Origin of the sequence: Streptococcus constellatus (assembly GCF_902167705.1) — a bacterium.
Classification (GTDB): Bacteria; Bacillota; Bacilli; order Lactobacillales; family Streptococcaceae; genus Streptococcus; species Streptococcus constellatus_A.
This window is the reverse complement of sequence record NZ_CABHMZ010000005.1, coordinates 1-25,853: the sequence shown is the minus strand read 5'-3', so window position 1 is coordinate 25,853 and position 25,853 is coordinate 1. Positions and strand designations below refer to the sequence as shown.

The window sequence follows — 25,853 nt, the reverse complement described above, 5'->3', positions numbered from 1 at the left end:
GAGGTTGCCCTCCCATTATCTCAAAATATCTGGTTCTTTTGTTTTTTGCTTTTCTTCTGTTTTACTTTCATTTTGATAAGCTTTTATCTGTCCTAAAATAGATGGCTTATCCTCTGATTTTTGTGCGATTTCTTCTTTACTATGAAGATTGTCCTCCACATCATAAGTTGACTCAAAATAATCACTGTCCTTAAAGTCATTGTCATATCTATCCGGAATACCATCATTATCTAAGTCTTTAGAAAGTGGATCATAGAAGTTTCCTTCATCATCAATATCAAGTCCCGTTGCTACTCTTAAATCTTCGGAATCAACATAAACTAAATCGTTAAAAGAGGACATTTCTATTTCATTTTTCATATTCCTTAGAGCTTCATTTTCTCCTTTATTCTCGTAATCAAAGCTCTCCGTTTTGATAGGAGTATCATCAATGTACTGCGTCCAAGTTTTCTCCTCTAAATCAAGCTCATACTGAATACCATGCCTTTCATCTGGTGTATTGGTATAGGCGATGCCGATATGCTTCAAATCAGGATACAAGGTATTAAATTCATCATAGCTATGATTTTCTTCGTACTCTCTGTTGCAGAAGTCGATGATTGCCCTTTTTACATCTTCTACAAGCGGATTATCATTTCTCTTTTCTTCCACTTCTCCCATATCGAGGAGCTTATTCAGTTCTGCAAGTCTTAATACCTTAGTTTTTAGCTCATCTGCTTTTTCAAAAGGCTTTTTTAATTCTTCTTTGGCATTTTCCAGTTGTTCCTTTGTGCTGATAAGTTTTTCTTCAAGCCTGTTTAATTTCTCAGGCATTTTCTCAAGAGCGTTATCAAGTCTTGTAATGTTACCGTCCGCACTTGTTCCAAGCTCTCCTGAATGCTTTGCAGCACCGTTTAGGCTAAAGTTATGTTCATTGGTAAAGAAGTTATAGCTTACCTCTAAATCCATATTTCTATACTTGCCTATAACCTTGCTTTCATTGATTTTAACCTTTGAAATAGCTTCAAGCAGTCTTTCTCCGGCTAATTTCTTATCGGTAATCTTTTCTCCCGCAATGGTAATGGAAGTAAACTTTTCCTCACCTTCCGCTTTAGGCTCTACACTTGCTATATCTTTCTTAACAGCTTCAATTAGTTTTTCCGTTCTTGCGATTTCTTCAGGATAATTTTTCGCCACCTTATCCTCTAATCTGTAACGGTTGGACTTGTAGTTCGCTTCAAGCATTTCAAGTTTCGTAACCTCGTTATCCAAGTCCATCTTCTCTTTAATCTTCGGATCACCCGTTGCAAGTGCTTTAATCTCTGCATAGTTAAGGGAGCTTTCGTCTACATCTTCCGCCACACGAACAGGTGTCTTGCTGGTCATAATCTGAGAAATAAACTTTTGCTTATTTTCGATCGTCTGCCAAAGGTACGCATCAAAGGTATTCTCTGTAACATAACGATAAATATTTACTTTCTCATTTTCGTTTCCCTGTCTTACAATTCTACCTGCTCTTTGCTCTAAGTCAGTCGGTCATTTTTTGCGGACAGTTCAATACATGCCTGTCTGTTTCGCTCCCTGCTCCTGCGTTTGCTCTCGTTTGATTTCTCCCTCTGTATCTTCTTGGCACAAGCAGGACAATACTTCGATATGCCAGAGCGGGGAACATATTCAACACCGCACACCGTACAATTCTTAGGCTTTAACGCAGTCCACCGCTTTGTCGGTGTGATATGTAATTCACCGACAAAGCCGATGAATTTATAATAAATCTTGATTTCCTGCCGCACCATTCCGTCTGTAAGTTTCTCACGTTCCGAAACAAGTATCTTGTCTATAAGTGCGTTTATGATGGTTGCGTCCAGTTCCTTAATGCCTTGATAGTTGCGGATTAGGGAGAGGAAATCACGGACACCCTGCGTCTTCTCATAGCTGTCGCTGAGCGTTTCCGTTACCTCTTTCAGCCTTGCTTCAATTTCAAGCTGTTCTTTCTGGTATTTTCCCGACATCATCTCAAAATTCCGCTCGGTAATACGCTCCATCACCTTATCTTCATAGAGTGAGGAAAACAGCCTGTCCAGTTCTGCAAGGCGTTTGTTCAGTTTTCTTTGCTCCTTTTCCAGTGCCTTTGCCTTGCTCTGGTCTGTTTCCGTGAGCCGCTTTTCAATCGCCCTCACTGCCTTTTCATCATTGACTGCCATATCCGCAAATCGGTTGATGTCGGTGAGGACAGCGTTGAACAAGTCCCTCGCTTCAATGCTGTGTGCGGTACACATGATATTACCGTATCTGCCATAATTATTGCAGGAATATTGTACGCAGTCGATGATGTCGGGGCGTTTCCTCCTGTTGGCACTCATAGCCCGCATCGCATAGCCGCAGTCCGCACACTTAATAACGCCTGCAAAGATGTTCTCAAAGCCGCCCTTGTTTTCTGGTAATCTGCGGCTTGTAATAAGCTGCTGTACGGTATCAAATTCCTCCTGCGTGACTATCCCCTCATGGGTGTCTGGTATCACTTCCCATTCTTCGGGCAGCTTAGAGGGGCGTTTCTTGCTTTTCATGTTGGCGGCAATCCGCTTGTAGCCTGCAAGGTTTCCCGCATATATCGGGCTTCTTAAAATGCCCCTTACGCTGTTCTCGCTCCAAATATAACGGTTCTCCTCATTCTCCTCAAAATACCTCTCATAGCCTGTTGCCCCCTGCTCCGCCGCATAAGCGGCGGGGCGTAAGATATGCTGTTTGTTGATGTGCTTGCGGATTTTGGCGATTCCGTTGCCCGCTAACGCAAGGTCAAATATTTCCCTTACCACATGGGCAACTTTGTCATCTATCAGCAGATGGTTGTGGTCGGCGGGGTCTTTGACGTAACCGTATGGTGCTGTCGTCCCCATGAATTTCCCCTGCTGAAACCTCGCTCGGTACGCCGATTTTATCTTGACCGACACATCGGCGGAATACATTTCGTTTAGGATGTTGCGGAAAGGCGTGATGTCCATAGCGGATTTATTGAGCGTGTCCACGCCGTCATTGACCGCTATATACCTCACATTATGCTCTGGGAAAAACACTTCCAGATACAGTCCGCAATCAAGATAGTTCCTCCCCAGACGAGATAAATCTTTCGTGATAACGCAGTTTATCAGACCGCTTTCAATGTCCTTAATCATGTTCTGGAAACTTGGTCTTTGGAAATTTGTACCAGAGTAACCGTCGTCCACATACGTTTTTGCTAAGTGCCATCCCTGCTTTTTCACATAATCCGTGAGGATGGATTTCTGTGTCGCAATGCTCGCACTCTCGTTATCCGTGCCATCGTCTTTTGACAAGCGGCAGTACATGCCGACTTCATAAATCTTGTTCTCCATTCTTATTCCTGCCATACTGTAAAACCTCCATATCTGTCCTATCTGTTTTCATGTTCCATTGCGTACATTCTAAGCGGACAGCCCCTCATTGTCGAAGGTGTCGCCCTCGGCAATCTTCTTCCGAATATCCTCGGAAATAATCGGGATAAACGCTTCTGTGACTGTCTGCGTGCCGACATATTCACGGCTGATTATCATCTGAACTGGTGCTTTCGGCACGATACGCTTTCTCTTTTTATCTGCTTTCTTATCCTCGCCCATACTTAAATCTTCCTTTCCAGACAGGGCAGGAGAACGTCTGGAAACGCCCCGCCCTGTCAATCAGATACCATCAATCCCCGCTGTTTACTTCTTTCTGTAATGCTTCAAGGAGTGCTGCTGCTTCATCAGCGTTCAACGTGATACCCTTTCCGCACTTCTCACGGTTCGGGGAAAAGCTGCGGATGTCATATTTCGGCTCTCTTCCGTTCCATGAGATAAGATTGATTTCTTTTGTGTAGCCGCTGTCGCCCTTAGACAATACGGCGATTTCCTTTACAATCTCATACTGGATTTCTTTCATTCTTCATACCTCAATTTTCTGCATTTACCTCCCGAAAAGAGAAGATTAGCGGCTGTCCCTGCCCCGTTTCCTCTGCAATTCACGCTCCAAAAGTTTAATGATGGTTTCCTCCATCTGCTTCGGCGTTGTGTTCTTCGGAAAATACTTTTTCAGCTTGCTTGTGTTGATTTTCAAGGTTTCTTTCTGGTTTCCCTTTTCCTCCGTCATAATTGCAAATATCGTATCCATGTCAAGCCGCCCGCTCTGGCTTAGGCTTTTCATCCGCTGTGCCTGTGAGAGTGAGGGCGTTGCTTCTTCGCTCTCCATCGTGGCAAAGAGGTTTTCCTGCTCGTCTTTCTTCAAAAAGGACAGTTCCACCGCAGGCGTGAGGGCGATTTTCCCCTCGTCCACCATCCGCAAAATCGGCGGTATCAGTTCCGTCAAACGGATAAATCTTTGTACGGTCATCCTGCCTACGCCGAAGCCCTGTGCCACCTTGTCGTCCGTCCGCAACTTCGTCACAACTTGTGACGAGGTTAAGTCTGTGCGGAAACCCTGCCGCTTCATGGCTTCGGATTTCATCTTGTAGGCAAACGCCCGCTCTGATGGCAGGATATTCTCACGCTGTAAATTACTGTCTACAAGGGTGATGATGGCTCGGTCACGGTCTAAGGGCAGGACAAACGCAGGCACGGTATTTATCCCTGCAAGTTCAGACGCACGGACACGCCGCTGCCCTGCAATCACTTCATAGCCGTTCCCGTCCTCTTTCGGGCGTGTGATTATCGGCGTGACAATGCCAAATTCCTTGATGCTTTCCGCTAATTCTGACAGCGTTTCATCCTCTGCCACATGAAACGGATTGTCGGGAAACGGGTACAAGTCTTTGGTCTTTAACACCTTAAAATCCTGTTTCTTCATTCACATATCTACCTTTCTTTCGCTCTGCTTTTATGGTTTTTCTGCAATTCTTCCAACACTTCGGGCGGTATCTTTGAGAGCAGCCGCCCCATCTGCTCGTTGGTTCTCTGCAACTCAAATATCTTCTGGTTCGCTTTCTGCACCTTTAGTTCCTGCTCATACTTTTCATCACGCATACGCCCCGCATAGTCTGATTCCTGCCCGATTTGCTCCTTTAGGCTATTGATATAGGCACTCTGCTTACTGATTTCCTTTGAGAATTTCTCCACGTCTGGGAGCCATGCCGCAATCAGTTCCAGAGCCTTGTCACGCTTCTTCCCTGCATTAAAGGCGTTGATGTCGGACAGTGCAGACACAATTTCCTCATACTGTTTATCAAGCCTGCCGCCCAACTTATAGAGCCATGTGGGGACATGTTTCCGCTTCGTTTCCATTGAGGACTGACCTCTTTCAAGCTGATTCCACCGTGAGGACATCCGCTCATGGTAGGCGGTCTGCCATTCGGACAGGCTCTTTTGATTGCCTAAAATTGTTTTGGCAGACAGCTTATTGTCTGGTGTAATCGGCACAAAACAGAGGTGCATATGCGGCGTTCTCTCGTCCATGTGGACGACTGCGGAGAGGATATTTTTCTCCCCGACACGCTCTGAAATGAAATCCAGAGCCATCGTAAAATACGCTTTCTGTTCTTTGGGCGGCAGGCTGTTCATAAATTCTGGCGAAGCCGTGATAAGCGTTTCCACCATCATCACGCTATCTTTCCTCGTCCTGCACCCTGCTTCGGCTACCATGCGGTTAATCTCTTTCTTGTAGGTGTACCTCGGCGGATTCACAAGATGGTAGTTATCTTTCGAGCGTTCCATATCTATATCTGGATTGCTTTTATAGGCTTCTTTTTTACGCTCGTTGTGGCGTTCGCAAGCCGCAACGCCGCCCGCTTTGCGTTTCTGGAAACGCAGGATTGCATAGGGCATAATTCATCATCTTCCTTTCTTCGGCGGGTAAACTGCCCTTTGGGTGACAGCGGTGACGGCGGTGACAGCAGTTTTGGGATACCCCCTACCGACTGCCTCAACTGTCACCCTTATTCCCTGCATGACGGTCATGTCGATGATGACGGTGTTTTTGGAATACCCCCTCGCAAGAGCCGTCACCGTCATGCTGCCATTCTTTTATCCGAAGCGTGGAGCGTAGGATAAGCAGGGCGTAAGACCTGCCATAAGGGAGTCCAGAGGGAACGTCTGGCACACGACTTTGCAGGGCAAAGTGTAGTGTGTTACACCCTGTAAACGCAGTCGGAAAAATCGGAAGGATTTTTCTGACCGCAGGGGTGGTTTTACACGCCGAAAAGGGCGGGTAAATCCTACGCCTGCACTTTGCGTTTACGGGGTGTTCTCCCGCAGGGATGACAGCGGCAGGGTATCCTAAAATCACTGTCACCGCCGTCACCGCTGTCACCCGCAGGGCAGAGTCGCCAGCTTTACACGGCTTTAAGCGTCAATGACAGTAACAGGGGGTATCCCAATATCGCTGTCACCACCGTCACCGCTGTCACCCGCCCGCTTTGCAAGCGAAATCTGCCTGCCGTGTTTTTTGCGGCTGTACTGATAAACGATATGGTTCTCATTTAAAAATGTGGTGCGGTATTCATTGAGCCATTTCGTAATCACCGTGGGTATGGTTTCCGTTTCCCTCATAGCGGCTAACAGCTCCGTTGCCGTGCCTGCCCATTCTTCCTTATCCCTCATAAAATCCACCAACCGAAAAAGGACGTCTGGTATCGTTTCTTTCGCAAGCTGCTCCTGCGTTTTTCTCTCCACAAGTTCCCAACTGCAATCACGGAAACGCAGCGTGTATTCCTGATAGGGCGTGTCCCTGCCCGTCACATACAGCTTGGCGGTGTCGGATGCCCGTTTCTCCTTTTCCAGAACAAAGGTAGCGTCCGCACTCCCCGTTAAGCCTGTCGTCCCAGACACCTTGTTGAACACATCGCTGTCATTCTGCTTTCGGATGTGGTGTACGACAATGACCGCCAATGAATGCCTGTCGGCAAAGTCTTTGATTAGTGAGATGTCCCCATAGTCGCTTGCGTAGGCATTGTCTTTTGAAGCTGTACGGACTTTCTGCAAAGTGTCAATGACAATAAGCCTGCTGTTTGGGTAATCTTTCAGATAATCTTCAAGCTGCACGATAAGACCGTCTGACAGCTTGCAGCTTGCCACGGCAAAGTGAAGCCGCCTGCTCGCTTCGTTCGTCAATCGGAACAGCCTGTCCTGTATACGGCAGAACGTGTCCTCAAGGCAGAGGTAAAGCACGTCGCCCTCCATTGTCGGCATATCCCACAAGGGAAGTCCCTGCGACACGCATAAACATAGCTTCAGCATGAGCCAGCTCTTTCCTATCTTCTGTGAGCCGCAGAACAGCGACAAGCCTGTGGGGATAAGGCTGTCCACCACAAAGGACGGCTTCTCAAGCGGTTCATAAAGGAGCGTTTCGGCGTTGACTGTCTGTAACTTCTGCATGGCTTTCCTCCTTTCGGGCGGTGTTTTTGTTTTCGTTGCACATAGGCGTTGACCTCCTTAAAAATAGATTTACTCCCACGAAGAAAAAGTGAGAGTATGTAATGCCGCCAATCCCACACAAATAAAAAACAGATTTCTTTTTCGGGCGGTGTCGGTCACGGTTGGAGATACTTCCTCATTTCCGCCTTTACTTTCTCCTTTGCAATCGCAACAGATTTCTGTATTGCCGAAGCGGTGCAATGCTCCATAGCGGCGATTTGGTAAAAATTGAACTCATACTCGTAGTAGAGCAGGAAACGCCGCCTTTGTATCTCTGGCAGTCCGTCAACCGCCTTACAGAGCAGTTCTGCCCGTTCTGCCTCAATCATTTGTTCCTCTATGCTCTTAGGCAGCTTCAACGCCCGCCTGTTCAGCGTTTCGTCCCATACTTCCGAAAACTCCCTGTGCCGCTCGTCCCATTGGAGGAGATTCCTGTTCCTGCGTTCCATCTGCCGAAACTCCATAAAGAACTGTTCCGACACTTCCAACTCGTGGGATTTGCCCTGCCCGTCCTTAAAGCTGATAAAATACCTTGTGCCGCTTTCCGTGGATTCCTCCCGAAGCGTGTACGCCTTAACTCTGTATGCCATCCCGCTTGCCTCCTGCAAAAAATAAGTGAGGGGATTTCCATCCCTCACCCAGTAGCCCGCAGGACGGCAGGCTGTTTTAGACGCTATAAAATTTTCGTAGCTTCTTCCGCAGATGGTCTAACCTCGCATAGATGGCACCAGTCGTCAAATGCACGAGCGGGGCAATCTCCTTTGTGGAATACCCCTGCATTTTCAGCAGGACGATTTTCAAGGTACGCCCGTCCACCGCGACTAATACTTGATAGAGATTTTCGCTCTCAATCTCGTCCAGTAACTCCGCAACCGTACCCACTTCCGTCTGCCGCTCCCTGTCTGCCATGTCCTCAAGGTATTCCGCAATGTCATTCGTCCATCGGTAAAACCGCCTGTTGGAATTGAAGTCTGCCCTGTCCGCAATGCGTATCTGCTCAATGGTCGCTTCATCAACGCCGCACTCACGCAGCAGCTTTTCCTCCGCTTCTTTCCAGATACGCCATTTCCTGTCCTCCCGTCCGTGGTTATATGCCATGCTTCTTTTCCTCCAATCAGAATTGATTGAGAGGGCAGAGAAAAACCCCCTCATTTTCCCAAAGGAAAAAACAAGGGGGCTGAACGCCTTAAATTTTAATTTTCTATTATCTTTCTTAGTTTTCTTAGGATTCTGGCTTTGCGTTTGTTCACAACGCTCTGGGTTATGCCGAACCTCGCCCCGACTTCACGCTCAGAAAGTCCGTCAAAAAAGATTGCCTGTATCAATTCCTGTTCACTATCCGACAGCAAAGGCAGGGCGGCTTTCAGCCTGTCCACCATAACCGCATTGACAACGGTTTCCGCAATGTCTGCCGCTTCATCAGCGATAAAGTCTAAAGGCTTCCCCTCGCTGTCCGTAAATCCATCCAGAGAAAGCAGGCTGTTCTTCGTATCTAATTTTTTCAGATAACGCCACCGTTCCTTATCTCGGTAGAAGTCCGTGTATTGCTCCCTCACGACTTCAAGCAGACAGCCTTGAATGGGGATAAACAGCTTGTCCATATAGGTCTGGTCGGATTCCCTGCGGCGGCAGAAATCCGTATAGGACAGTTCCACATATCTGCCGCTTTCCTTGATATATACCTTTCTCGGTGCGTATTTCACTGTAAGTACCTCCCATCTGAATTTTTGAAATGTTCAAAATCCAGATGGAGAGGTGGCGAACGACACCTAACACCACTAATAGCCCTATGGCACTTTCCAACAAAAATCGACAAAAGAAAAACCGCAAAGGCTCTATGACCTTTACGGTTATGGGAAATATTAATTCTGTTGTATGGAGATTGTACTTCTACATTCAAGGCAGGAAGTGCCGTTGCATAGGCAGAAATTTTTTTAACTGGTTTCCTGCCGTTCTCTGATATGCTATGTATTGATAAATTTTGCTTCGTATGAGCAGATAGATAACTGCCCGAAAAAAGGACATAAAAAAATCCCTCCAAATTTAAAAACAAATTCAGAGGGTAATTTAGGGTATAACAAAATAACCCACCCGAATATCGTTTTTTTTATTTGGTGAGTTTGTTCTTTCAAATACGAAACAAAAAGAGCCGATGATTCGTGAATTGTTCCACAATTTCATCGGCTCTGCGTCTTAAGCGTCTGGCTCTTTGATGACAGTTATCTTCAAGTTGTCAACTTTAATCAATCTTTCTTGTCTGCATTTTGGACAATAAAGGGGATAATTCTCCAAAACAGTGTCCTTCCTAATTTTATTACGGGTTTTGTTCCCACAAACAGGACACAATATCCATTCGCATTTCATCATAATTAGTCTCTAATCCTTTCAAATCTCATTTTATATGACTTTTGCAAGCTGTTAAGCTAACTTGTGGAACATATGCCGAACCTTATCTATACGGCTATTCGGGCGGCGGGGTTGGCAAATAAATTTACCAATAGCTGGCTGGTATCCTTTTAACTCTGTCAAGCAGACTCCCTGCCCATTTGTGAAATAAGTTAAATCGTTCCTGTATTCTTGAATACATCTAGCAGGGATTTCTCCTTTCAGAATGACCTCGTCATTCTTTATCTGAGTACTTACAATATCTGCACAATACCTTGGAGCATCATGATACGCCCGTGAGAGATATTCCTGCGGTGCATAAATTTCAAAGTGGAGATATGGCTCTAATAGTTCTGTCCCTGCTTTTTTTAAAGCCTGCTCCAATACGATAGGGGAAAGCAGCCGAAAGTCTGCGGGGGTACTTACAGGACTATAATACAATCCATATTCAAAACAGATTTTACAGTCTGTCACTTTCCATCCATACAGCCCCTGCTCGCAGCCATAAAGAACCCCCTCCATAACCGCATTTTGGAACGATTGATTTAAATATCCAAGTGAAACTCTGCTTTCATACTGCACTCCGCTTCCAATAGGGAGCGGCTCTATGGACAACCCGACAGAAGCCCAGAAAGGATTTGGCGGGACTTCTATGTGGATGGTATATTCTGCTTTTCTAAGCGGTCTTTCCATATATATAACAGTAGGCTCTTTTATTTCTGCCTCCACATGATATTTTTCCTCAAGGATGGCACAAATGACTTCCATCTGCACTTTCCCCAAAAAAGAAAGTATAATCTCATGCGTTGTAGTATCCACATAATATTTTAAAAGAGGGTCGCCATCTGAAATTTCTGTAAGTGCCCCAAGCAATATTTCCCGCTGTTCAGATTTCTTTACTGCAATCGTTGTTTGGAGCATAGGGAGAGGATTTTCAATAAATTTTCTCTGCGGCAACAGTATTCCGTTCCCCAAAATACTGTTTAGCTGCAAAACATCATTTGGTAAAATTACAATATCACCAGAGCAGGCTGTATCGGATGAATATAATTCACCGTTTGTCGGAACACACATCTCTGTGATTTTTATTTTCTCTTTTTCAGATATTCTAATAACATCCCTCAAATGCAATGTTCCGCTATATATACGCACATAAACAAAACGCCGCCTTTTCTCTGAATATTCAATCTTAAAAACCTGCCCGCATAGTTCAGATTGACCTTCAGGCGTTGATGAATAAAATTTACTGGCAATCACTTCTATAAGCTGCCGAATCCCCAGATTGTTTTTAGCGCTTCCGTGATAAACGGGAAATAACGTTCCGTTTTGGAATCTCCTGTTTTCTTCCTGTTCCAGTTCTGACATTTTAAACGGTTTCCCTGACATATATTTCTCTAATAGTTCATCGTTTCCCATAATTACCGCATCCCACTGTTCCATATCGTCATTGTCCGTTACATTTATATGGGGATGCTGCCCAACCTTTTGCTTCACTATAATTTCCGAAGAAAGCTTTGCTTTCATTTCTCGATATACCATTGGCAAATCAATCCCCTCTTGGTCAATTTTATTGATGAAAAAAATTGTCGGAATCTTCATTGTCTGTAGTGCATGAAACAGTATACGGGTCTGTGCCTGTATGCCATCCTTTGCAGAAACTAATAATACTGCTCCGTCTAATACGGATAAAGAACGGTATACTTCCGCCAAAAAATCCATATGGCCTGGCGTATCTATAATGTTGACTTTTACATCCTCCCACTGAAAAGATGTCACTGCTGTCTGGATAGTGATTCCCCTTTGACGCTCCAAATTCATTGTATCTGTCCTTGTTGTGCCTTCATCTACGCTCCCTAGTTCTGCAATTGCACCACTGGTATACAATAAACTTTCCGTTAATGTTGTCTTTCCTGCGTCAACGTGAGCCAGAATGCCTAAGTTAATTATTTTCATGTGATTTTCCTCCTATCAACACCCAAAAAAGGGCATAAAAATACCCAGTGATAAATACTCCTATCACTGGGTAAATAACTCCAATAGCCCCAAAACACTTATATGTTTTCGGGCATATAAAATTACATGATAAAAGTATTCTTAAACTGGGTACAAAAAACTAAGCCCCATATTAAAAGTGAAACGAGACTGCTACTTTTTGTTCCCACTATCAAATTGACAGTTTATTTAAGAATACCTTGCCGCATATTTATTAACTCCTTGTATAATACTGAATCTAATTATATTCCTTAACCCTTTATTTGTCAAGCTGACAAACTAAAGCAGAAAAAGCGGCAGGATTTCCCCCTGCCACTAATCATCTGTTTATGCAAAAATAATTTCCTTTTCCACAATCTCCCTCGCACAAGCCCTTATGTTATTGAGGCATCCTGTCCATTCTAAGGCGTTTTCTGCCTTTAGCTGTTCCGTTATGCCCTGTGCCTGTTTCATACCCTCTATGAGCCTTTCAAAGCGTTCCTGTGCCTGTCTGTTGATGTCGGCAAGGTAGGCGTTTAGCCTGCCGCTTGTAAGAAGATTGGTGTATGTAACTTTACGGTACTGTTTTAGATAATCTAAATGCCGTTGCCCCCAGATGCCTATTGCCTGTTCTTCTTCGGCGGGTACAGTTAAGCACGGTATCAAATAATCCCCTTGCCTTTCGTATTTGCCGCCCAGTTCCTCAAATAATGATTTTGCCATTGTCTGTTACCTCCACATTCTTTTTTATTTTGAATGTCCGCAAAATCCGTCCTACATCAGCAGGACGCCAAGGCACATCGAGGTCATGCAAAGCAATTAGTTTATTTTGCACATTCGTTCCGGCTCCCATCTTCTGCGTTGAACCCATTAAGATACGAACTTCGCCTTTTCTTACCTTCGCAAAGAGTTCGTCCTTTTGCTTATCAGAATTCGCTTCATGGATAAAGGCAATCTCTTCTTTCGGTATTCCCATTGCTACGAGTTTTTCTCTGATGTCATCGTAAATATTAAATTCTCCATCCCCTTTTGGAGTTGACATATCAGAAAAAAGTAATTGTGTTGACCTGTTTTCTTTTGTCTTATCCCAAATAGCAAATACATTTTTCACGCATACATTTACTTTACTTTCGGGATTATCAGGAAGTAGGGGATTGATTAAACGCTGATCTAAGGCAAGTTTCTTACCGTCATTGGTAATTTTAAGCATATTATCAACATCTGGTTCTACAGCCCTATTTCTAACATCATCTGCTCTTTCAGAAAGGCTCTTTAAGATTTCCTTTTGTTCTTCAGAAGGCTTTGTTTTAATAACCTCATAATTAGCTTCAGGTGTAGGAAGATTAAGCATATCCGCCGTCTGAATATCTGCAACTTCCTTAAACATACTCATAAGCTCAGGTAAGTTATAGAACTTTGAAAATCTCGTTTTTACCCTATATCCTGTTCCTTCGGGGTCGAGTTTGTCAAGACACTTTTTGTGGATTTTCTAAATTAAACGATTTGTCCGTAAAGAAGCCACCCAAAACCTCGTGCTTGCAGATGTCCTGAAACACTGTATTCAAAGGCTTTTTGGCACTTTCGGACTGCTTTACATTTACGTTGAATGTTGTCTTTCCAATTCGCTGTGAATAAGAATATTTCTGTTCTTTCATATAGTCCGTTCCTCTCTTTCATAAAATTTGATTGCTGGGCATTCACATTAGAACACCCAGCAACCGCAGATTTTCAATATGTCAAGAAGTCATTAAGTCGTGAGTATAATGGAAATGGTTATCTTTCCATACCACGCTTGTTTCTTCGAGCCTTGATACGCTCCTGTCGTTCTTTTTCCCTTGCTTCTTTTTCGGTTCGTTCCTGTGCTTCCTTAAAAGAAAAAAGCTGCTTCACTTTCTCGGTAAAAAGTTTAGCAACTTCGGGGAAATGCTCCAACGCTTGAAGAAAAGGTCTGCACTTTTCTTTCAGTTCGTTGTATTTAGTTTTCATTCTTTCGAGTGCGTTTGCACAGTCAAAATATTTCTGTCGGTAATAGTTGGCACTCTGTTCTAATTCGCTGATTTCCGCACGACTTGTAATGCCCTCTTTGGCAAGGGCAGTCAGTTGGGAATAATCCTCTTTTGAGATTGCCATTTTACCCGTGATTGTTTTCTGCCCCATACTGTCAATCTCGTTATAGGTTTTGGAAACATTACGGGCAGGCTCATACTTTATCTATCTGTTCACGCTGAATACGCTTCTGCAACTTCTCCAATCGCTCCTTGTCCTGCTTGATTTGATATTGCAAGGAAGTCAAATGCTCTGCGGTACTTCCGTATTCGCCACGCTGAAAGCCTTTGAATCCTCGCTCTGTCATATAATTAAACAATTCGTCTTGCAGTATGCTGTACGAAGCTCGAAACATAGGTTTTCCGTTCTTTCTGAGAAGCAGATTGCCTTTTTCATCGGTCAGCGGAATATCCGATTTCCATTTCTTTGAATGGCTAATTTGATGAACAACTTCCTTAACTGTTCCTCGCAGTTTTTCATCTTTGCAACGCTTGCTCCATAGGATTTCTTTCTCCACCACAGGCAAAACCATAGCGTGAAGATGATAGTGGTAAACCTCTTTTCCCAGTTCCTCAGTTGCCGCTACATTGATTTCATCAGCGTGCATAACAGCCGATATGACATTATCAGCACCGAATTTTTCCTCGATAAAATGAAACGCTTCTTCATAAAACTGCTTTGCATATTCGTAGCCACCGTTATGCTCAAAGTACATTGTGTTCACATCAATCACAATCTCATTGAACAGCGTTGCGTCTTTTCTCAACCCACGAAGCGACACCATACCATCAGTTTCCATCAGCTTTAACTGCTCCATATAGGTTGGGGCAAAAGGCTTTTTGAAATGCACATTATAGGGTATGCGTTCCTCAATCACATTCATATTTTCATAGGTTTCATTCTTGCGTTCGTTGTGCCTTTCCGCCTTGCTCACATCAGAAGCGGTGTACTTTTTTACCCTTGCACAACTCATATCCGCCTTGTTGCTTTTCGCCATTTCGTTCTCCTTTCTCGGCAGGGTGAAGCCATTACACAACATTCTTTGAATGTGTGTAACCCACTATGACACTTTCAGACTTTGTCTGCAAAGATGTCGTGGGCAAGGGTGTTCCCCCTTGACCTCCTTTGATACCTCAATCATAAAAACAGACTGTCCTATCAACAGACAGCCTATTTATATTCTCTTGGTATATCGCCCATCGGCAAAGACCAGTACCACAGAAAACCTTTCTTTCGGGAGATAACTCCTGCGTTCTTCTTTGCCTTTTTAATGGTCGATTTCCTGAACCCTGCGGCTTCAAGTTTTTCTTCACAATCCGAAGAAAGCATTTCTCCGTCTTTCAGCATTTCAATCAGAAATGCTTTCGCCTTGACTTCCTTGTCGTTCGGTCTGCCAATTTTCGGGGCAAGGGAGTGGAACGCTTCTTCTGCTGTCATTTCCATTTCGGAAATGAAGTCCACACCTTTCTCCGACACCTCAAACAGAATGGCAGAGCCTGTCGGAGCAAGGTTTGATTTTACCTGCACCAAATATCTTTCCGTAGGTGCTTCTTTGTTCGGTGTGCGTGTGATTGCAAGAATACTTCTTGCAGCACCCGCAATGTCAATCGAACCGTTGGTGCGGTAAAGGGGATTGGTATCCCTCATCTTGTTCATATGAGCGATAATCACAATCGCACAACCTGTATCTTTCGCAACCGCTATCAAATGATTAAACTCGGCTCGAGTTTCGTTGGCATTGTTCATTGAACAGCTTTCTCCGATATAAGAACTCATCGGGTCAAGAATTAAAAGTTTTGCGTGGTACATCTCAATCGCTTCACGAATACGGTTATCCCCAAAGGATAAAGACTTTTCATCTTCCTTGATAAAGATAAGGTTCTCACCGTTGCCACCGGCAGAATTAAATCGAGGTACTACCGTATCGTCTGCGTCATCTTCCGTTGTCTGATAGATGATAGTCATAGGCTCGTTTTCTTCCGTTTCGGTAAAGGGCAGAGGTTCGCCCTTTGAGAGCAGGGCGGCAATGGAAAGCATTAGCTTGCTTTTTCCATCGCCGGGATCGCCCTGCAACAGCGTAACCTTGCCAAACGGAATATACGGATACCACAGCCATTTCACTTCTTTCGGCTCGATTTCGCTTGCCTTGACAACTTCAAGAGGTACGCTGACAGTCATTTCATTTTCAATCATTTTTCTTTGTTCTCCTTTTCGATAAATATTTCGGGCAAAGCACCACGATACAGCGGAAACTCTGCTTACAGTCATTCCTGCATTTTCTGCAAAGTTCGTTGTAGGTAATGCGATTTCTTTCATTCAGAAACAATGCCCACTCTTGTTTCCGTTTCTTGCTCATTCTCGGCATAGCAATCAATCCTCCTTTCCTGCCGAAAATATAAAAACCACAGAGAAGATACATTAAGCCTTGTTTGTGTCATTTCTCGGGGCGAAAATCGGGGTAAATATCCCTTTCTAAGCCTTTTAAAAAATCACATAAGGTATTTGTACTAACCTGTGGTTATGTATTGAATTGTGGGTTTTGGGTAACAAAAAACACCGTATTTCTACAGTGCTTTCTGTCAGATATATTTTGTTTTGTGATAGTGCTAAACTGAATTTTCTTATTTTTTAGATTGGTAAAAGCAAGTCCGATAAGGCGTATTATAATGGCCGACTATTTTATTCCAAGTTATTGCTTCGTTATACATTAGCAAATCAACAAATATTAGAATTGCTGCTATTACTTAACGCTATTGACGCTTTCATATTCCTTTATCCAATCAATCAGATAAGACGAGATGGTAACTGTAATCAATGAAAATACAATACGCATTACTGGAATGTAGGTAAGTGATAAAAATAGAACTACAACATCCGTAAACAAATAGGAACGAGATAACTTCCAGTGCGAAATATGAGAAATTGTTAACGCCAGTGCATCATCTCCACCACTGGATCCCCCCTGTCGAACAATTAGACCAACACCTACACCAACAAAAATACCGCCTAATACAGAGGCAACCAAAGGATGTGCAGATAAATCAGGAAGCATTGGCGGAAACAACTCCCATATTTTATAAAAACCAGAAACAAACATAGTTGAAATAATTGATATTTTTATAAAGCTTCCACCCAAAAATTTAAATGCGAGCAAATAACAAGTTATATCCAAGATAGGTGTAATGTAGGCTGGAGAAATTTTTAGCCAATGTTCAACGAGAAGCATTAACCCAATGACCCCACCTTCTGTTATGTTTGTTCGCTGATGAATGTTGTGAATACCAAAGGTACAAATCATTGCTCCGAGCAATATCAGCAGTATTTTCTTAAAAGTCAATCCATCCATAAATTCTTTGCAAATGGATGTCATACAGTGTTTCAATTTGAGTATCCTCCTTGATATGTTCATATTCCTATGTTATAATTATAAACTGTATAGTAACTATAAGGTCAAGGGGGGTTGTATGAAAAATTTGTTTTCCATTGGTGAAATGTCCAAACTTCAAAATATATCTCGTCAAACTCTGATTTTTTATGATAAAATCGGTCTTTTTTGTCCTGCATATACGGATTCTAACAATGGCTATCGTTATTACAGTTCCAGTCAACTCGACTATTTAGATACGATTTGCATAATGAAAAAAATCGGCTTTTCTCTCGATGAAATTAAAGTACATATGAAGAATTTTACGGTTGATAATTCCATTATCGCTCTTCGAAAACAACTTACTATCATCAATCGTCAAATTAATGAACTGCAAATGATTAAAACTCGTGTCGAACATCGTTGCTTACAGTTGGAACATTCCGCCTCCATTCGTGATTGCAGTGATGTTATTTCTGTGGAAGAAGTAAACCCTCAATACATTTTACTGCAAGAGGTTGCTAAACCTTATACTTTGGAAATGGTCAGTATCGCCACCAAGGAATGTTTTGTTCGTTCATTCAAAGAGCAACTTCCAATTTTCTTTCAAAGTGGTGCAATTATGCCCTATGAACATATTTTACAGAAAAGATATACGGAAGCTTCTTTTGCTTTTCTCCCTATCGAAAAGTCGGATAATATTGAGGGTGTTCTGGAACTCCCCAAAGGAATGTGTGTGTTTACTTATCACACGGGAGATTATCCTTCCATTGGTAAAACTTATGAACGCATTTTGCAATACTGTCAAAAGAATCAGTTGAATATTATTTCAGACTCATATGAATTTGCAATTAACGACTATCTTTCTACGAGCGATGAAAACGAATATATAACGAAAATTATGTTTTATGTTGAGTAATCATCAAATGTATTTACCACATATTTTATACCCACTTCGACTATACTCGCAACTTAATGACTTCTTGAATACTTGCCGAAAAAGAAAAACTGCCATCAAGCAGACAGCAGTTCTTCTTCGGCTGGTATTAAATTACGAGTACACAATATCATTCAATACAATCTCATCAACGCAGGCTCGAATGTTATTCATAAGCCCGACCCATCGCATCATATCCGTTGCTTTCAGTTCCTCTGTTACGCCTTGCTTTTTTGCCATTTCCTTTATCAGATATTCAGCCATATTACAAGCCGAAGCATCAATTTCAGCAAGATGTTCATATAGCTTTCCGCTTGTCAGCAGAGTAAAATATAGCACACGCTTATGTTCCCTCAAATATCGTTGCCGCAACCGCCCGTATTTTGAAAGAGGGGGACTTTCTTCTACTGTCAAACAGGGATAATAGTAATCTCTGATGAGTTCGTATTGGATATCTGTTTTTTCGTCTGTAATAAATCTTTGCATAGTTCTTTCTCCTTTTGCTTCTTGTAGTAAAACTCCAAGGTTTTCTTATTGTGGTTTACCTTTTTACATTCCGCTGAGCAGAATTTCTGCTGACTGTGTGTAGGCCAGTAGGTACTGCCACACACAGCACATACACGCTGACGATAATAATGATTGCCTTTTTCCGCTTCTCTGTCGGCTTTCGTCTTATCCTGCCTTGCCTGATAGCAACAATCCTTTGAGCAGAAAATCTGTCGGTTGCTTGTAGGGATAAATTCTTTCTGACAATGCGGACACACCTTTGTTTTGACGATTTCGCCACCGTTTTCAGCAAGTTTTTTCGCCTTTTGCTTCTCTCGATAGGCTTTTTCACGCTGACGCTGTTTCTCCAATCGCTTCTTTTCTTCCTGTTCTTCTTGCTCTTTTATCTCGGCAAGTTCTTCCTCGGTGTAGGCAATATCGACCTGTCCGACATAATTGAAGTAAATATCAACCTTTTGTGTCCTTGCTTTTCCCAAACCCTCGGCTTCATACACCACAATCTTGTCAACAAGTTCGGTAAACATCAAATCAGAAACTTCCGTAGGATTTTTATACTTGCTTATCAGCGATATAAAATGCTGAATACCCATAGTGCTGTCTTTTTCTTCGGAAAGTTCCTTTTTCATCGTTTCCATTTTTGCTTCCAATTCAGCCTGTTCATCATCATACTGCTTCATCAGTTGCTTGTACTGTCTTTCGGGCAGTAATCCCGATATAAGATTTTCATACAAGCCACGAATGAGCGTAGAGAGTTCGTCATAGCGTTTCTGACAGCGTTTCAACTCCGATTGATTGTGCTTCGGCTTTTCCTCTTGCTTGTCTTTCCAAAGGGATTGCAGTTCCAAAGCAAATGCTTTTTCGTCATTCAGAACGAATTTTGAAAAGCGTTTAACCGCCGATAATATCAAGGCTTCAACATTATCAGCACTAATCGTATGGGAAGTACAGGAATTAACCCTGCTTGCATACCCGCCGCAACGGTAAGAATACTGAGTAGAACCATCTTTCTTGCTGTAATGCGTTTGCAAAGTCATTCTCCTGCCACAGTCGGCACAATATAGATAGCCGCTTAATCGGTTTATATGTGTACCTCTTGCCGCAGCTCTGTTCACTCGTTTCTTTCGCTTCTGAACGCTGTCCCAAAGTTCCTGCGATATGATAGGCTCGTGGGTGTTATAAAACACATACTGCTCATCTTCATCGGTAGTCTTTCTCTTATGCAGTTTGAAATTGCTGCTGACCGACTTTCTCAAAACAGTATGCCCAAGATATTCCTGCCTGCTTAAAATCGTTCTAATGGCAGATATGCCCCAAATATAAGGGTCTGCAAACTTAATTCCGTTGTACTGTTCTGGATGATATTCCTTTGCATATGCGGCAGGAATTAAAACCCTTTCTTCGGTCAGTATTTCCGCTATGGCTCGTGGGCTTTTGCCCTCATTGGCAAGCAGAAAGATACGCTTTACCACCTCAGAAGCCACAGGGGCAACGACAAGCGTCTGCTTATCGCTTGGCAATCGGTTATACCCATAAGGAATAGAACCACTGCAACGCTTTCCGTCTTTCATTCGTGCGTCAAACATAGCCTTGATTTTATTGCTCGTGTCTTTGGCATAGAATTCGTTCATAATATTCAAAAACGGAGCAAAATCATTATCCGAAGCATTGTTGCTGTCAATGCTGTTATTGATTGCAAGAAAACGGACATCTTTCTGCGGAAACAGAATTTCCGTATAAAAGCCGACTTGCAGATAGTTTCGCCCTAATCGGCTCATATCCTTAACAATCAATGTTCCGACATTGCCTGCTTCAATTTCCTTAATCAACGCTTGAAAGCCGGGGCGATTGAAATTTACACCCGAAAAACCATCGTCAGTAAAATGGCGGATATTCTCAAAGCCATTCCTACGGGCATAATCTTCGAGGTATTTTTTCTGATTAGTAATGGAATTACTCTCGCCATTCAGGTCATCATCTCTTGATAATCTCTCATAAAGTGCTGTAATCTTTGAAGTCCTTGACATTCTCTTAACCTCCTTCCTTATGTATTTTCAATTTAGGACAGTTAATTTTATCGTCCTATTAAAGTATAGCCCTCAGGGGATAGTTCAAAGGAGCTTTGTGTTTCTCCAAAAGTGGAAGCCCAAGAATCAAAATGCTCCAGTCCATTCTTTTTAAGGCTCTCATACTGAAGATACCTTTGCATGGTATAAAGCTCTGTCATAGAGTTACTTACAGGCGTTCCTGTGGCAAATACGATACCTTTCCCTCCTGTCATTTCATCCATGTAACGGCATTTCATGAACATATCGGAGGACTTAAAGGCTTCTGACTGCCCGATACCTGCGACATTTCTCATTTTGGTATAGAGATAAAGGTTCTTAAAGCCATGTGCCTCGTCAACAAAGAGTTTATCAACTCCTAATTCCTCAAAGGTAATTACATCGTCTTTCTTAAAATCATCATTTAATTTCTCAAGCCTTGTTTCCAGTTTTTTCTTTGTCTTTTCAAGCTGTTTTACCGTAAAGTTTTGGTTTCTATCATGCTTGTATTCTTCTACATAGTTTACGATTTCATCAATCTGATCTTGGATATGCTTTTCCTGATATTCCTTACTCATAGGGATTTTTTCAAACTGCGTATGCCCAATAACAACCGCATCATATTCCCCTGTGGCAATCTTTCCGATAAATCTCTTTCTGTTTTTCGGTTCAAAGTCTTTCTTATCAGCCACCATAATGTTGGCCGACGGATATAGCTGCATAAACTCACGACCGATTTGCCCTGTTAAGTGATTTGGTACAACAAATAAGGACTTACTACACATTCCAAGCCTTTTACTTTCCATTGCGGAAGCTACCATTTCAAAGGTCTTTCCACTGCCTACTACATGAGCAAGCAAGGTATTTCCTCCATAAAGGCTTCTTGCTATGGCATTTCTTTGATGAGGTCTTAAATCAATCTCCGTATTCATCCCCTCAAAAGAAAGATTGCTTCCATCATATTCTCTGTTGCGGATGGAGTTAAAACGCTCGTTATAGAGTTTTACAAGACGGTTTCTTCGTTCTTGATCGTTAAATATCCAGTTCTTAAATTCTTCTTTTAATAGTTCCTATTTTTGTCCTGCAAGCATGGTTTCTTTTTTATTTAAGACAGAAGTTTTAGAGCCGTCCGGATTTACAATCTGGTCAAATACCTTCGTTTCTTTCAGGTTTAAGGCATCTTCAATCAGCTTATAGGCATTTACCCTTGATGTACCAAAAGTCATTTCAGCAAGGTCATTTCCTCTGTCCCTGCTTTTTCCTTCTACATTCCATTCGCTTGTAAGGTTTGAAAATTTAACCTTAATATCCCATCTTGCATATCCCGGAGTTTTTAATGTTTCAAAGATGAATTTCTCAATATCTTTAATCGGTATCCAAGTTGCACCAAGACGCACATTGATTTCACTTGCTTCTAATTCTTTTGGAAGAACTTTTGTAAGCTCCGCTTTTTGATATTCCAAACGGTTCATTTCATAGCTTATCAGCTCTTTTTCTTTTCCATTCTCGGCAAAGCCAAGATGAGGAAGCTCTCTTTCCGTTTGTCTTAGTTTTGATAGATAGCTATCTACAATGGCAATCTTGTCCCTGATATTCCCACTTAGGTATTCATCTTTTGTTACATAGCCATATTTATATGAATTGCTGCCATTTGCACAGGCAAAAGGTAAATCACCATCCTCCAAGTTAAAGGAAAGTGGTCTGTAAAAGTTTTGTTCTTCTCTGATATTTAAGTAGATTTCCCCTCGAAGCTCCTCAATCAAAGTCGCTCTGTCTTTTCCTGTAAGACTTCCCATATAGTCAAAGTCCACATATCCTTTTTCGGATACCGATAAAACAAGGGCTTCTAAAGAGGTATCCACATGGTCTATGACTTTGGCTTTTGTAATGGTTCTTTTGGAGAAAATATCTCCCTTTGCCTTGAAATTTTCTTCTTCATCAAGGATTTCTATGGAGGAAACAAGTGGGAAGTTACTATCCTCTTTCAAGGCTCTGGTATTGCTTAAATTATTGACAAAGCCATGCTTCTTTGAAAAATTGTCATATGCTTCATTTAGTTTTTCCTGTGAATCCTTGATTTCTTTCTCACTAAAATCTTCCTTCTGCTTGTAAATCACATCTTTTAAGGCAGCATTCAGCTCAAGGTAATCCTTGATTTTTTCTTTGTTTTTATCGCTTACTTCTTTTTTGATAAAAAGCGAGTTTTCTCTGTAATAGACTTCATCATCAATCAGGGTATAAGAGAAGTTTTTTACATCATCGGTTGCAGGAATAGAGGTTATTTCATCATCCAGTAGCTCTATTTCTTCATACTTGGCATCTTTTGAAATTCTTTCTCCTGCAATCTCGATACGATCCTTTAATGAAGCCATATTTATCTCTTGCCCTAAAAAAGCTATCGGTTCACAAGTTAGAGTTTTCCCAAATCTTCCGCTTACTTCACGCATAGAGCCAAGCACCTGCTCAGGATGATCGACAAAGTATTTGTTATATACAAGCCCGTTTTCATCTTCCGCGAGGTGTATCCAATCTTCATCTCGCTCTAATACGCTATCTCTTTTCTTTAGGAAGATAATATCCGAAGTTACTTCTGTGCCGGCAACACCCTTAAAGGTGTCGTTTGGAAGTCTGATTGCTCCTAAAAACTCGGCTCTTGCTGCAAGATGCCTTCTTACACTTTCGTCTTTTTTATCCATTGTTCCTGAAGATGTAATAAAGGCAATAACACCCCCGTTACGAACCTTATCAATGGACTTGGCAAAGAAATAATCATGGATAAGAAAGTTATTTCGGTTATATTCTCTGTCATTTACCTTGTACTCTCCAAAGGGAACATTTCCTATTGCAACATCAAAGAAGTTATTGGAAAATCCCGTTTCTTCCAGTCCCTTTACCTGTACTTCACTTTCCGGATATAGCAGTTTTCCAATGCGACCGCTTACTGAATCAAGCTCTACACCATAAAACTTTTACTTACTCATTTCATCAGGAACATTACCGATAAAGTTCCCAATACCCATCGATGGTTCAAGGATATTTCCCTGTTTAAATCCCATACCTGAAAGTGTCTTATATATTCCGTCGATGACTGTTTTCGGTGTGTAAAAACTCGTCAGGGTAGATTCCCTTGCAGCTTCATATTCCGCATGTGATAGATGTTCTTTTAAAAAGTCTCTTGCCTCTCTCCACTGTCCTTCCTTACTCTCATCAAAGACATCAGCAAGTCCTCCCCAGCCTACATATTTTGCTAAAACTTCCTGAGCTGTAATATCAAGCTCTCGTTCTCCGCTTTCCACCCTGTTAAGCATAGAGATTGCTTCAAGGTTATTGTTTAACCTCTCACTTGGAGATAACTTTGCAGGGAGCGTTTCTTCTGTAATCTTGAAATTATGAGCTTCATTTTTCTTTATTTCTACTTCTTCAAAAGTCTTTTCGGGTTTTATATAAGTCAGATTTTCAAATATTTTATCAAGTTCACTTTCTTGACGATAAGGAATTACATCGGAGCCTGTAATCATACCTCCAAGATATTCGGTATTATCCTTGACTGTTACTGTCTTTAAGTTATTTCCCATATCATCAAATCTTGTGATGGTATAGTCTTTCCCCTTGTACTTCACTTCATCACCGATGATAAATTCAGGTCTTTCAAGACTTACTTGTCTTAATAAATCCTCATTATCCGTAAAGGCTACAATCGGTATTTGATGATTCCCTTGCCTTGCAGGATCAAGCCATAAGTCATTTCTTCCTGTGATTTGATTTTTAGAAAGCTTTCTTACCTTGTACTCCTCATGATTTAAATAGACGGTATCGCCTTCTTTAACTGCAAACTCATCTGAAAGGCTGTCCTCTTTTTCGTTAAGCTCTACTTCTTCTCTTTCCTTTAGATAATCAAATAAGGTAGCCTGAAAAGGTTCTGATTGTATGCTTTCTTCTACTTCTTCAGGTGCTTCAAGCTCTGTATTATTCTCCTCAAAGCTAAGTTCTCCGTTAAAAACATGATGAAGCTCCTGTTCATCCATCTGCTTTTTAAGTTCACTGTCTTTAAGTTCTCTAAAGGTCTTTGGAAAATCTTCTAAAACAAGCCTCTGGGCATTTAGTTCCTTTAGCTCATCAAGATTAAAATATCCCCATTCAGGCTCTATTCCAAGCACAAGTCCAAAAGCATCTTTACTTTCCCTGTCATATTCCGTCATATACCAAGTCCAGTTACTTCTAAATGGAATAATATATGCTGCATGAACCTGTTTATCCGCTAAAGCTACATCCTCTTGTGCATAAAGCTCAGGCACTCGCTCAAGCATTTCATCAGTCATTAAATTATATGGATCGTCTTTAGAGTAATAACTTGGCTCTTTTTGTTCTTCTATCTCTGTCTTGCTTTCAATTTTATTTTCTTCAAGATAAATTGCAAGAATAAGTGCAACATTTACTCTAACTCATCCACTAGAGCTTCATAAGCAGTTCTGTAAGCTAAACATTTTCGTGGTCGGTGATTGATATCATATAAGGCCTTGTTCAAAGCCTCATCAGAGATAGCAGCTAAATCTGTTTTCTTTGGGAAATATTCTCTTAGTAAGCCATTTGCGTTTTCATTACTTCCTCTCTGCCAAGATGAATAGGCGTCCGCAAAGAAAAAGGAAATTCCTAAATTCTCTACTAGAGGATAGCAGGCGAACTCTTTTCCCCTGTCTGAAGTGAAGGTTTTAAGAGTCTCTTTTGGAAATAGCTTACAAAGTTGTTCGATGGCTGAAAACATGGCTTTGGCTGTTCTATCTGGTATCTTGAAGGCTAAGTAAAAACGAGTTTTTCGCTCTAGAAAAGTCGCTAAACACCCCTTGCTTTTGCCTCTGGAAGACACTACAGTATCAAGCTCCCAGTGGCCAAAAGTTTCACGATTCCGAACCTCTTTAGGACGTTTGGCAATCGGCGTGCCAATCCTAAATGTCCCACGTGTTTCTTTGGGTTGTCGAGTTCTTCCTTTACGACGGAGGACGCTTAAATCCAGATCAATCAAACCAGCATAGAGCCAGTTATAGATGGTTTTAAAAGCTACCATTGGCTTTTGTTCAAGCTGATAGCGCCCACAAATCTGTTCAGGCGACCAGGAGGATTTTAAACCGTTCTCAATTTCCTTTTTCAACTTTGGTGTTAAACAAGACTTCCGACCTTTTTGCTTAGCCCTGTGGTCGTACTGTTCCTGTGCTAAGACTGCGGAATAACCA

At 42.1% G+C, this 25,853-nt stretch carries 22 protein-coding genes and 3 pseudogenes; 1 reads left to right on the top strand and 24 read right to left on the bottom strand.

All coding sequences use genetic code 11. The features are described 5' to 3' along the window. Positions 1 to 15: 15 nt before the first annotated feature. From FQ204_RS01560 to FQ204_RS01455, 20 genes and pseudogenes are all read right to left on the bottom strand, one after another. Positions 16 to 1,515, bottom strand: a pseudogene (locus FQ204_RS01560) (helicase); the annotation flags it as partial. Next, positions 1,503 to 3,365, bottom strand: coding sequence for a recombinase family protein (locus tag FQ204_RS01555; RefSeq protein WP_003061022.1), 1,863 nt, complete (start codon positions 3,363 to 3,365; stop codon positions 1,503 to 1,505). The gene FQ204_RS01555 and the pseudogene FQ204_RS01560, both read right to left, overlap by 13 nt. A gap of 54 nt (positions 3,366 to 3,419) precedes the next feature. Further along, the gene (locus FQ204_RS01550; protein WP_002596259.1) at positions 3,420 to 3,611 is read right to left on the bottom strand and encodes a hypothetical protein; all 192 of its coding nucleotides are present in this window, start codon (positions 3,609 to 3,611) and stop codon (positions 3,420 to 3,422) included. Positions 3,612 to 3,681: 70 nt separating this feature from the next. Beyond that, positions 3,682 to 3,912 carry a YdbC family protein gene (locus FQ204_RS01545; protein ID WP_002596258.1) on the bottom strand — a complete coding sequence of 77 codons (231 nt, stop codon included), beginning with the start codon at positions 3,910 to 3,912 and terminating at the stop codon, positions 3,682 to 3,684. Positions 3,913 to 3,957: 45 nt separating this feature from the next. After that, positions 3,958 to 4,812 (bottom strand): ParB/RepB/Spo0J family partition protein, encoded by an 855-nt coding sequence (locus FQ204_RS01540; protein WP_002596257.1) that lies wholly within the window; start codon positions 4,810 to 4,812, stop codon positions 3,958 to 3,960. An 8-nt stretch (positions 4,813 to 4,820) separates the two neighbouring features. Next, a complete protein-coding gene (gene mobV, locus FQ204_RS01535) occupies positions 4,821 to 5,786 on the bottom strand; it encodes a MobV family relaxase (RefSeq protein ID WP_002596256.1) in 966 nt (321 codons plus the stop codon). A gap of 516 nt (positions 5,787 to 6,302) precedes the next feature. Continuing rightward, positions 6,303 to 7,334 (bottom strand): AAA family ATPase, encoded by a 1,032-nt coding sequence (locus tag FQ204_RS01520; RefSeq protein ID WP_002596255.1) that lies wholly within the window; start codon positions 7,332 to 7,334, stop codon positions 6,303 to 6,305. A 155-nt stretch (positions 7,335 to 7,489) separates the two neighbouring features. Further along, positions 7,490 to 7,963, bottom strand: coding sequence for an RNA polymerase sigma factor (locus FQ204_RS01515; RefSeq protein WP_002596254.1), 474 nt, complete (start codon positions 7,961 to 7,963; stop codon positions 7,490 to 7,492). A gap of 76 nt (positions 7,964 to 8,039) precedes the next feature. Then, positions 8,040 to 8,471 (bottom strand): sigma-70 family RNA polymerase sigma factor, encoded by a 432-nt coding sequence (locus FQ204_RS01510; protein WP_002596253.1) that lies wholly within the window; start codon positions 8,469 to 8,471, stop codon positions 8,040 to 8,042. 95 nt (positions 8,472 to 8,566) lie between these two features. Continuing rightward, positions 8,567 to 9,076, bottom strand: a complete 510-nt coding sequence (locus FQ204_RS01505) for a sigma-70 family RNA polymerase sigma factor (RefSeq protein ID WP_002596252.1) — start codon at positions 9,074 to 9,076, stop codon at positions 8,567 to 8,569. Positions 9,077 to 9,566: 490 nt separating this feature from the next. Further along, positions 9,567 to 9,740 (bottom strand): cysteine-rich KTR domain-containing protein, encoded by a 174-nt coding sequence (locus FQ204_RS01490; RefSeq protein ID WP_008724758.1) that lies wholly within the window; start codon positions 9,738 to 9,740, stop codon positions 9,567 to 9,569. 51 nt (positions 9,741 to 9,791) lie between these two features. Continuing rightward, the gene (gene tet(O) / locus FQ204_RS01485; protein WP_002596250.1) at positions 9,792 to 11,711 is read right to left on the bottom strand and encodes a tetracycline resistance ribosomal protection protein Tet(O); all 1,920 of its coding nucleotides are present in this window, start codon (positions 11,709 to 11,711) and stop codon (positions 9,792 to 9,794) included. 366 nt (positions 11,712 to 12,077) lie between these two features. Beyond that, entirely contained in the window at positions 12,078 to 12,452 is a 375-nt protein-coding gene (locus tag FQ204_RS01480; protein ID WP_001129922.1) for a TnpV protein, read from the bottom strand. Continuing rightward, positions 12,433 to 13,194, bottom strand: a pseudogene (locus tag FQ204_RS01475) (DNA helicase); the annotation flags it as partial. The pseudogene FQ204_RS01475 and the gene FQ204_RS01480, both read right to left, overlap by 20 nt. 1 nt (position 13,195) lies before the next feature. Then, positions 13,196 to 13,384 (bottom strand): transposase, encoded by a 189-nt coding sequence (locus tag FQ204_RS01470; protein ID WP_084230714.1) that lies wholly within the window; start codon positions 13,382 to 13,384, stop codon positions 13,196 to 13,198. Positions 13,385 to 13,502: 118 nt separating this feature from the next. Beyond that, entirely contained in the window at positions 13,503 to 13,886 is a 384-nt protein-coding gene (locus tag FQ204_RS10655; RefSeq protein ID WP_260843530.1) for a hypothetical protein, read from the bottom strand. A 43-nt stretch (positions 13,887 to 13,929) separates the two neighbouring features. Continuing rightward, complete coding sequence (locus FQ204_RS01465; RefSeq protein WP_260843528.1) at positions 13,930 to 14,772, bottom strand: plasmid recombination protein; 843 nt, start codon at positions 14,770 to 14,772, stop codon at positions 13,930 to 13,932. Between the two features lie 173 nt (positions 14,773 to 14,945). Then, positions 14,946 to 15,953: an AAA family ATPase gene (locus tag FQ204_RS01460; protein ID WP_260843527.1), complete on the bottom strand. Its 1,008-nt coding sequence runs from the start codon at positions 15,951 to 15,953 to the stop codon at positions 14,946 to 14,948. 7 nt (positions 15,954 to 15,960) lie between these two features. Continuing rightward, positions 15,961 to 16,140, bottom strand: a complete 180-nt coding sequence (locus FQ204_RS10570; protein ID WP_119210138.1) for a hypothetical protein — start codon at positions 16,138 to 16,140, stop codon at positions 15,961 to 15,963. A 375-nt stretch (positions 16,141 to 16,515) separates the two neighbouring features. Then, positions 16,516 to 17,157, bottom strand: coding sequence for a YitT family protein (locus FQ204_RS01455; RefSeq protein ID WP_222103227.1), 642 nt, complete (start codon positions 17,155 to 17,157; stop codon positions 16,516 to 16,518). 82 nt (positions 17,158 to 17,239) lie between these two features. Between FQ204_RS01455 and FQ204_RS01450 the strand changes: the two genes are divergently transcribed. Continuing rightward, positions 17,240 to 18,058: a MerR family transcriptional regulator gene (locus FQ204_RS01450; protein ID WP_084230717.1), complete on the top strand. Its 819-nt coding sequence runs from the start codon at positions 17,240 to 17,242 to the stop codon at positions 18,056 to 18,058. A gap of 132 nt (positions 18,059 to 18,190) precedes the next feature. Here the strand turns inward: FQ204_RS01450 and FQ204_RS01445 are convergent, their stop codons facing one another. The 4 genes and pseudogenes from FQ204_RS01445 to FQ204_RS01430 all read right to left on the bottom strand — a co-directional run. Then, positions 18,191 to 18,562, bottom strand: coding sequence for a TnpV protein (locus tag FQ204_RS01445; RefSeq protein WP_084230718.1), 372 nt, complete (start codon positions 18,560 to 18,562; stop codon positions 18,191 to 18,193). Beyond that, positions 18,487 to 20,607 (bottom strand): recombinase family protein, encoded by a 2,121-nt coding sequence (locus FQ204_RS01440; protein WP_144207729.1) that lies wholly within the window; start codon positions 20,605 to 20,607, stop codon positions 18,487 to 18,489. The genes FQ204_RS01445 and FQ204_RS01440 overlap by 76 nt, the downstream gene beginning before the upstream one ends. A 68-nt stretch (positions 20,608 to 20,675) precedes the next feature. Then, positions 20,676 to 25,037, bottom strand: a pseudogene (locus FQ204_RS01435) (DEAD/DEAH box helicase family protein); the annotation flags it as partial. A gap of 20 nt (positions 25,038 to 25,057) precedes the next feature. Beyond that, positions 25,058 to 25,853 (bottom strand): IS30 family transposase (locus tag FQ204_RS01430; protein WP_144207726.1); only part of this gene is annotated, 796 nt, incomplete at its 5' end.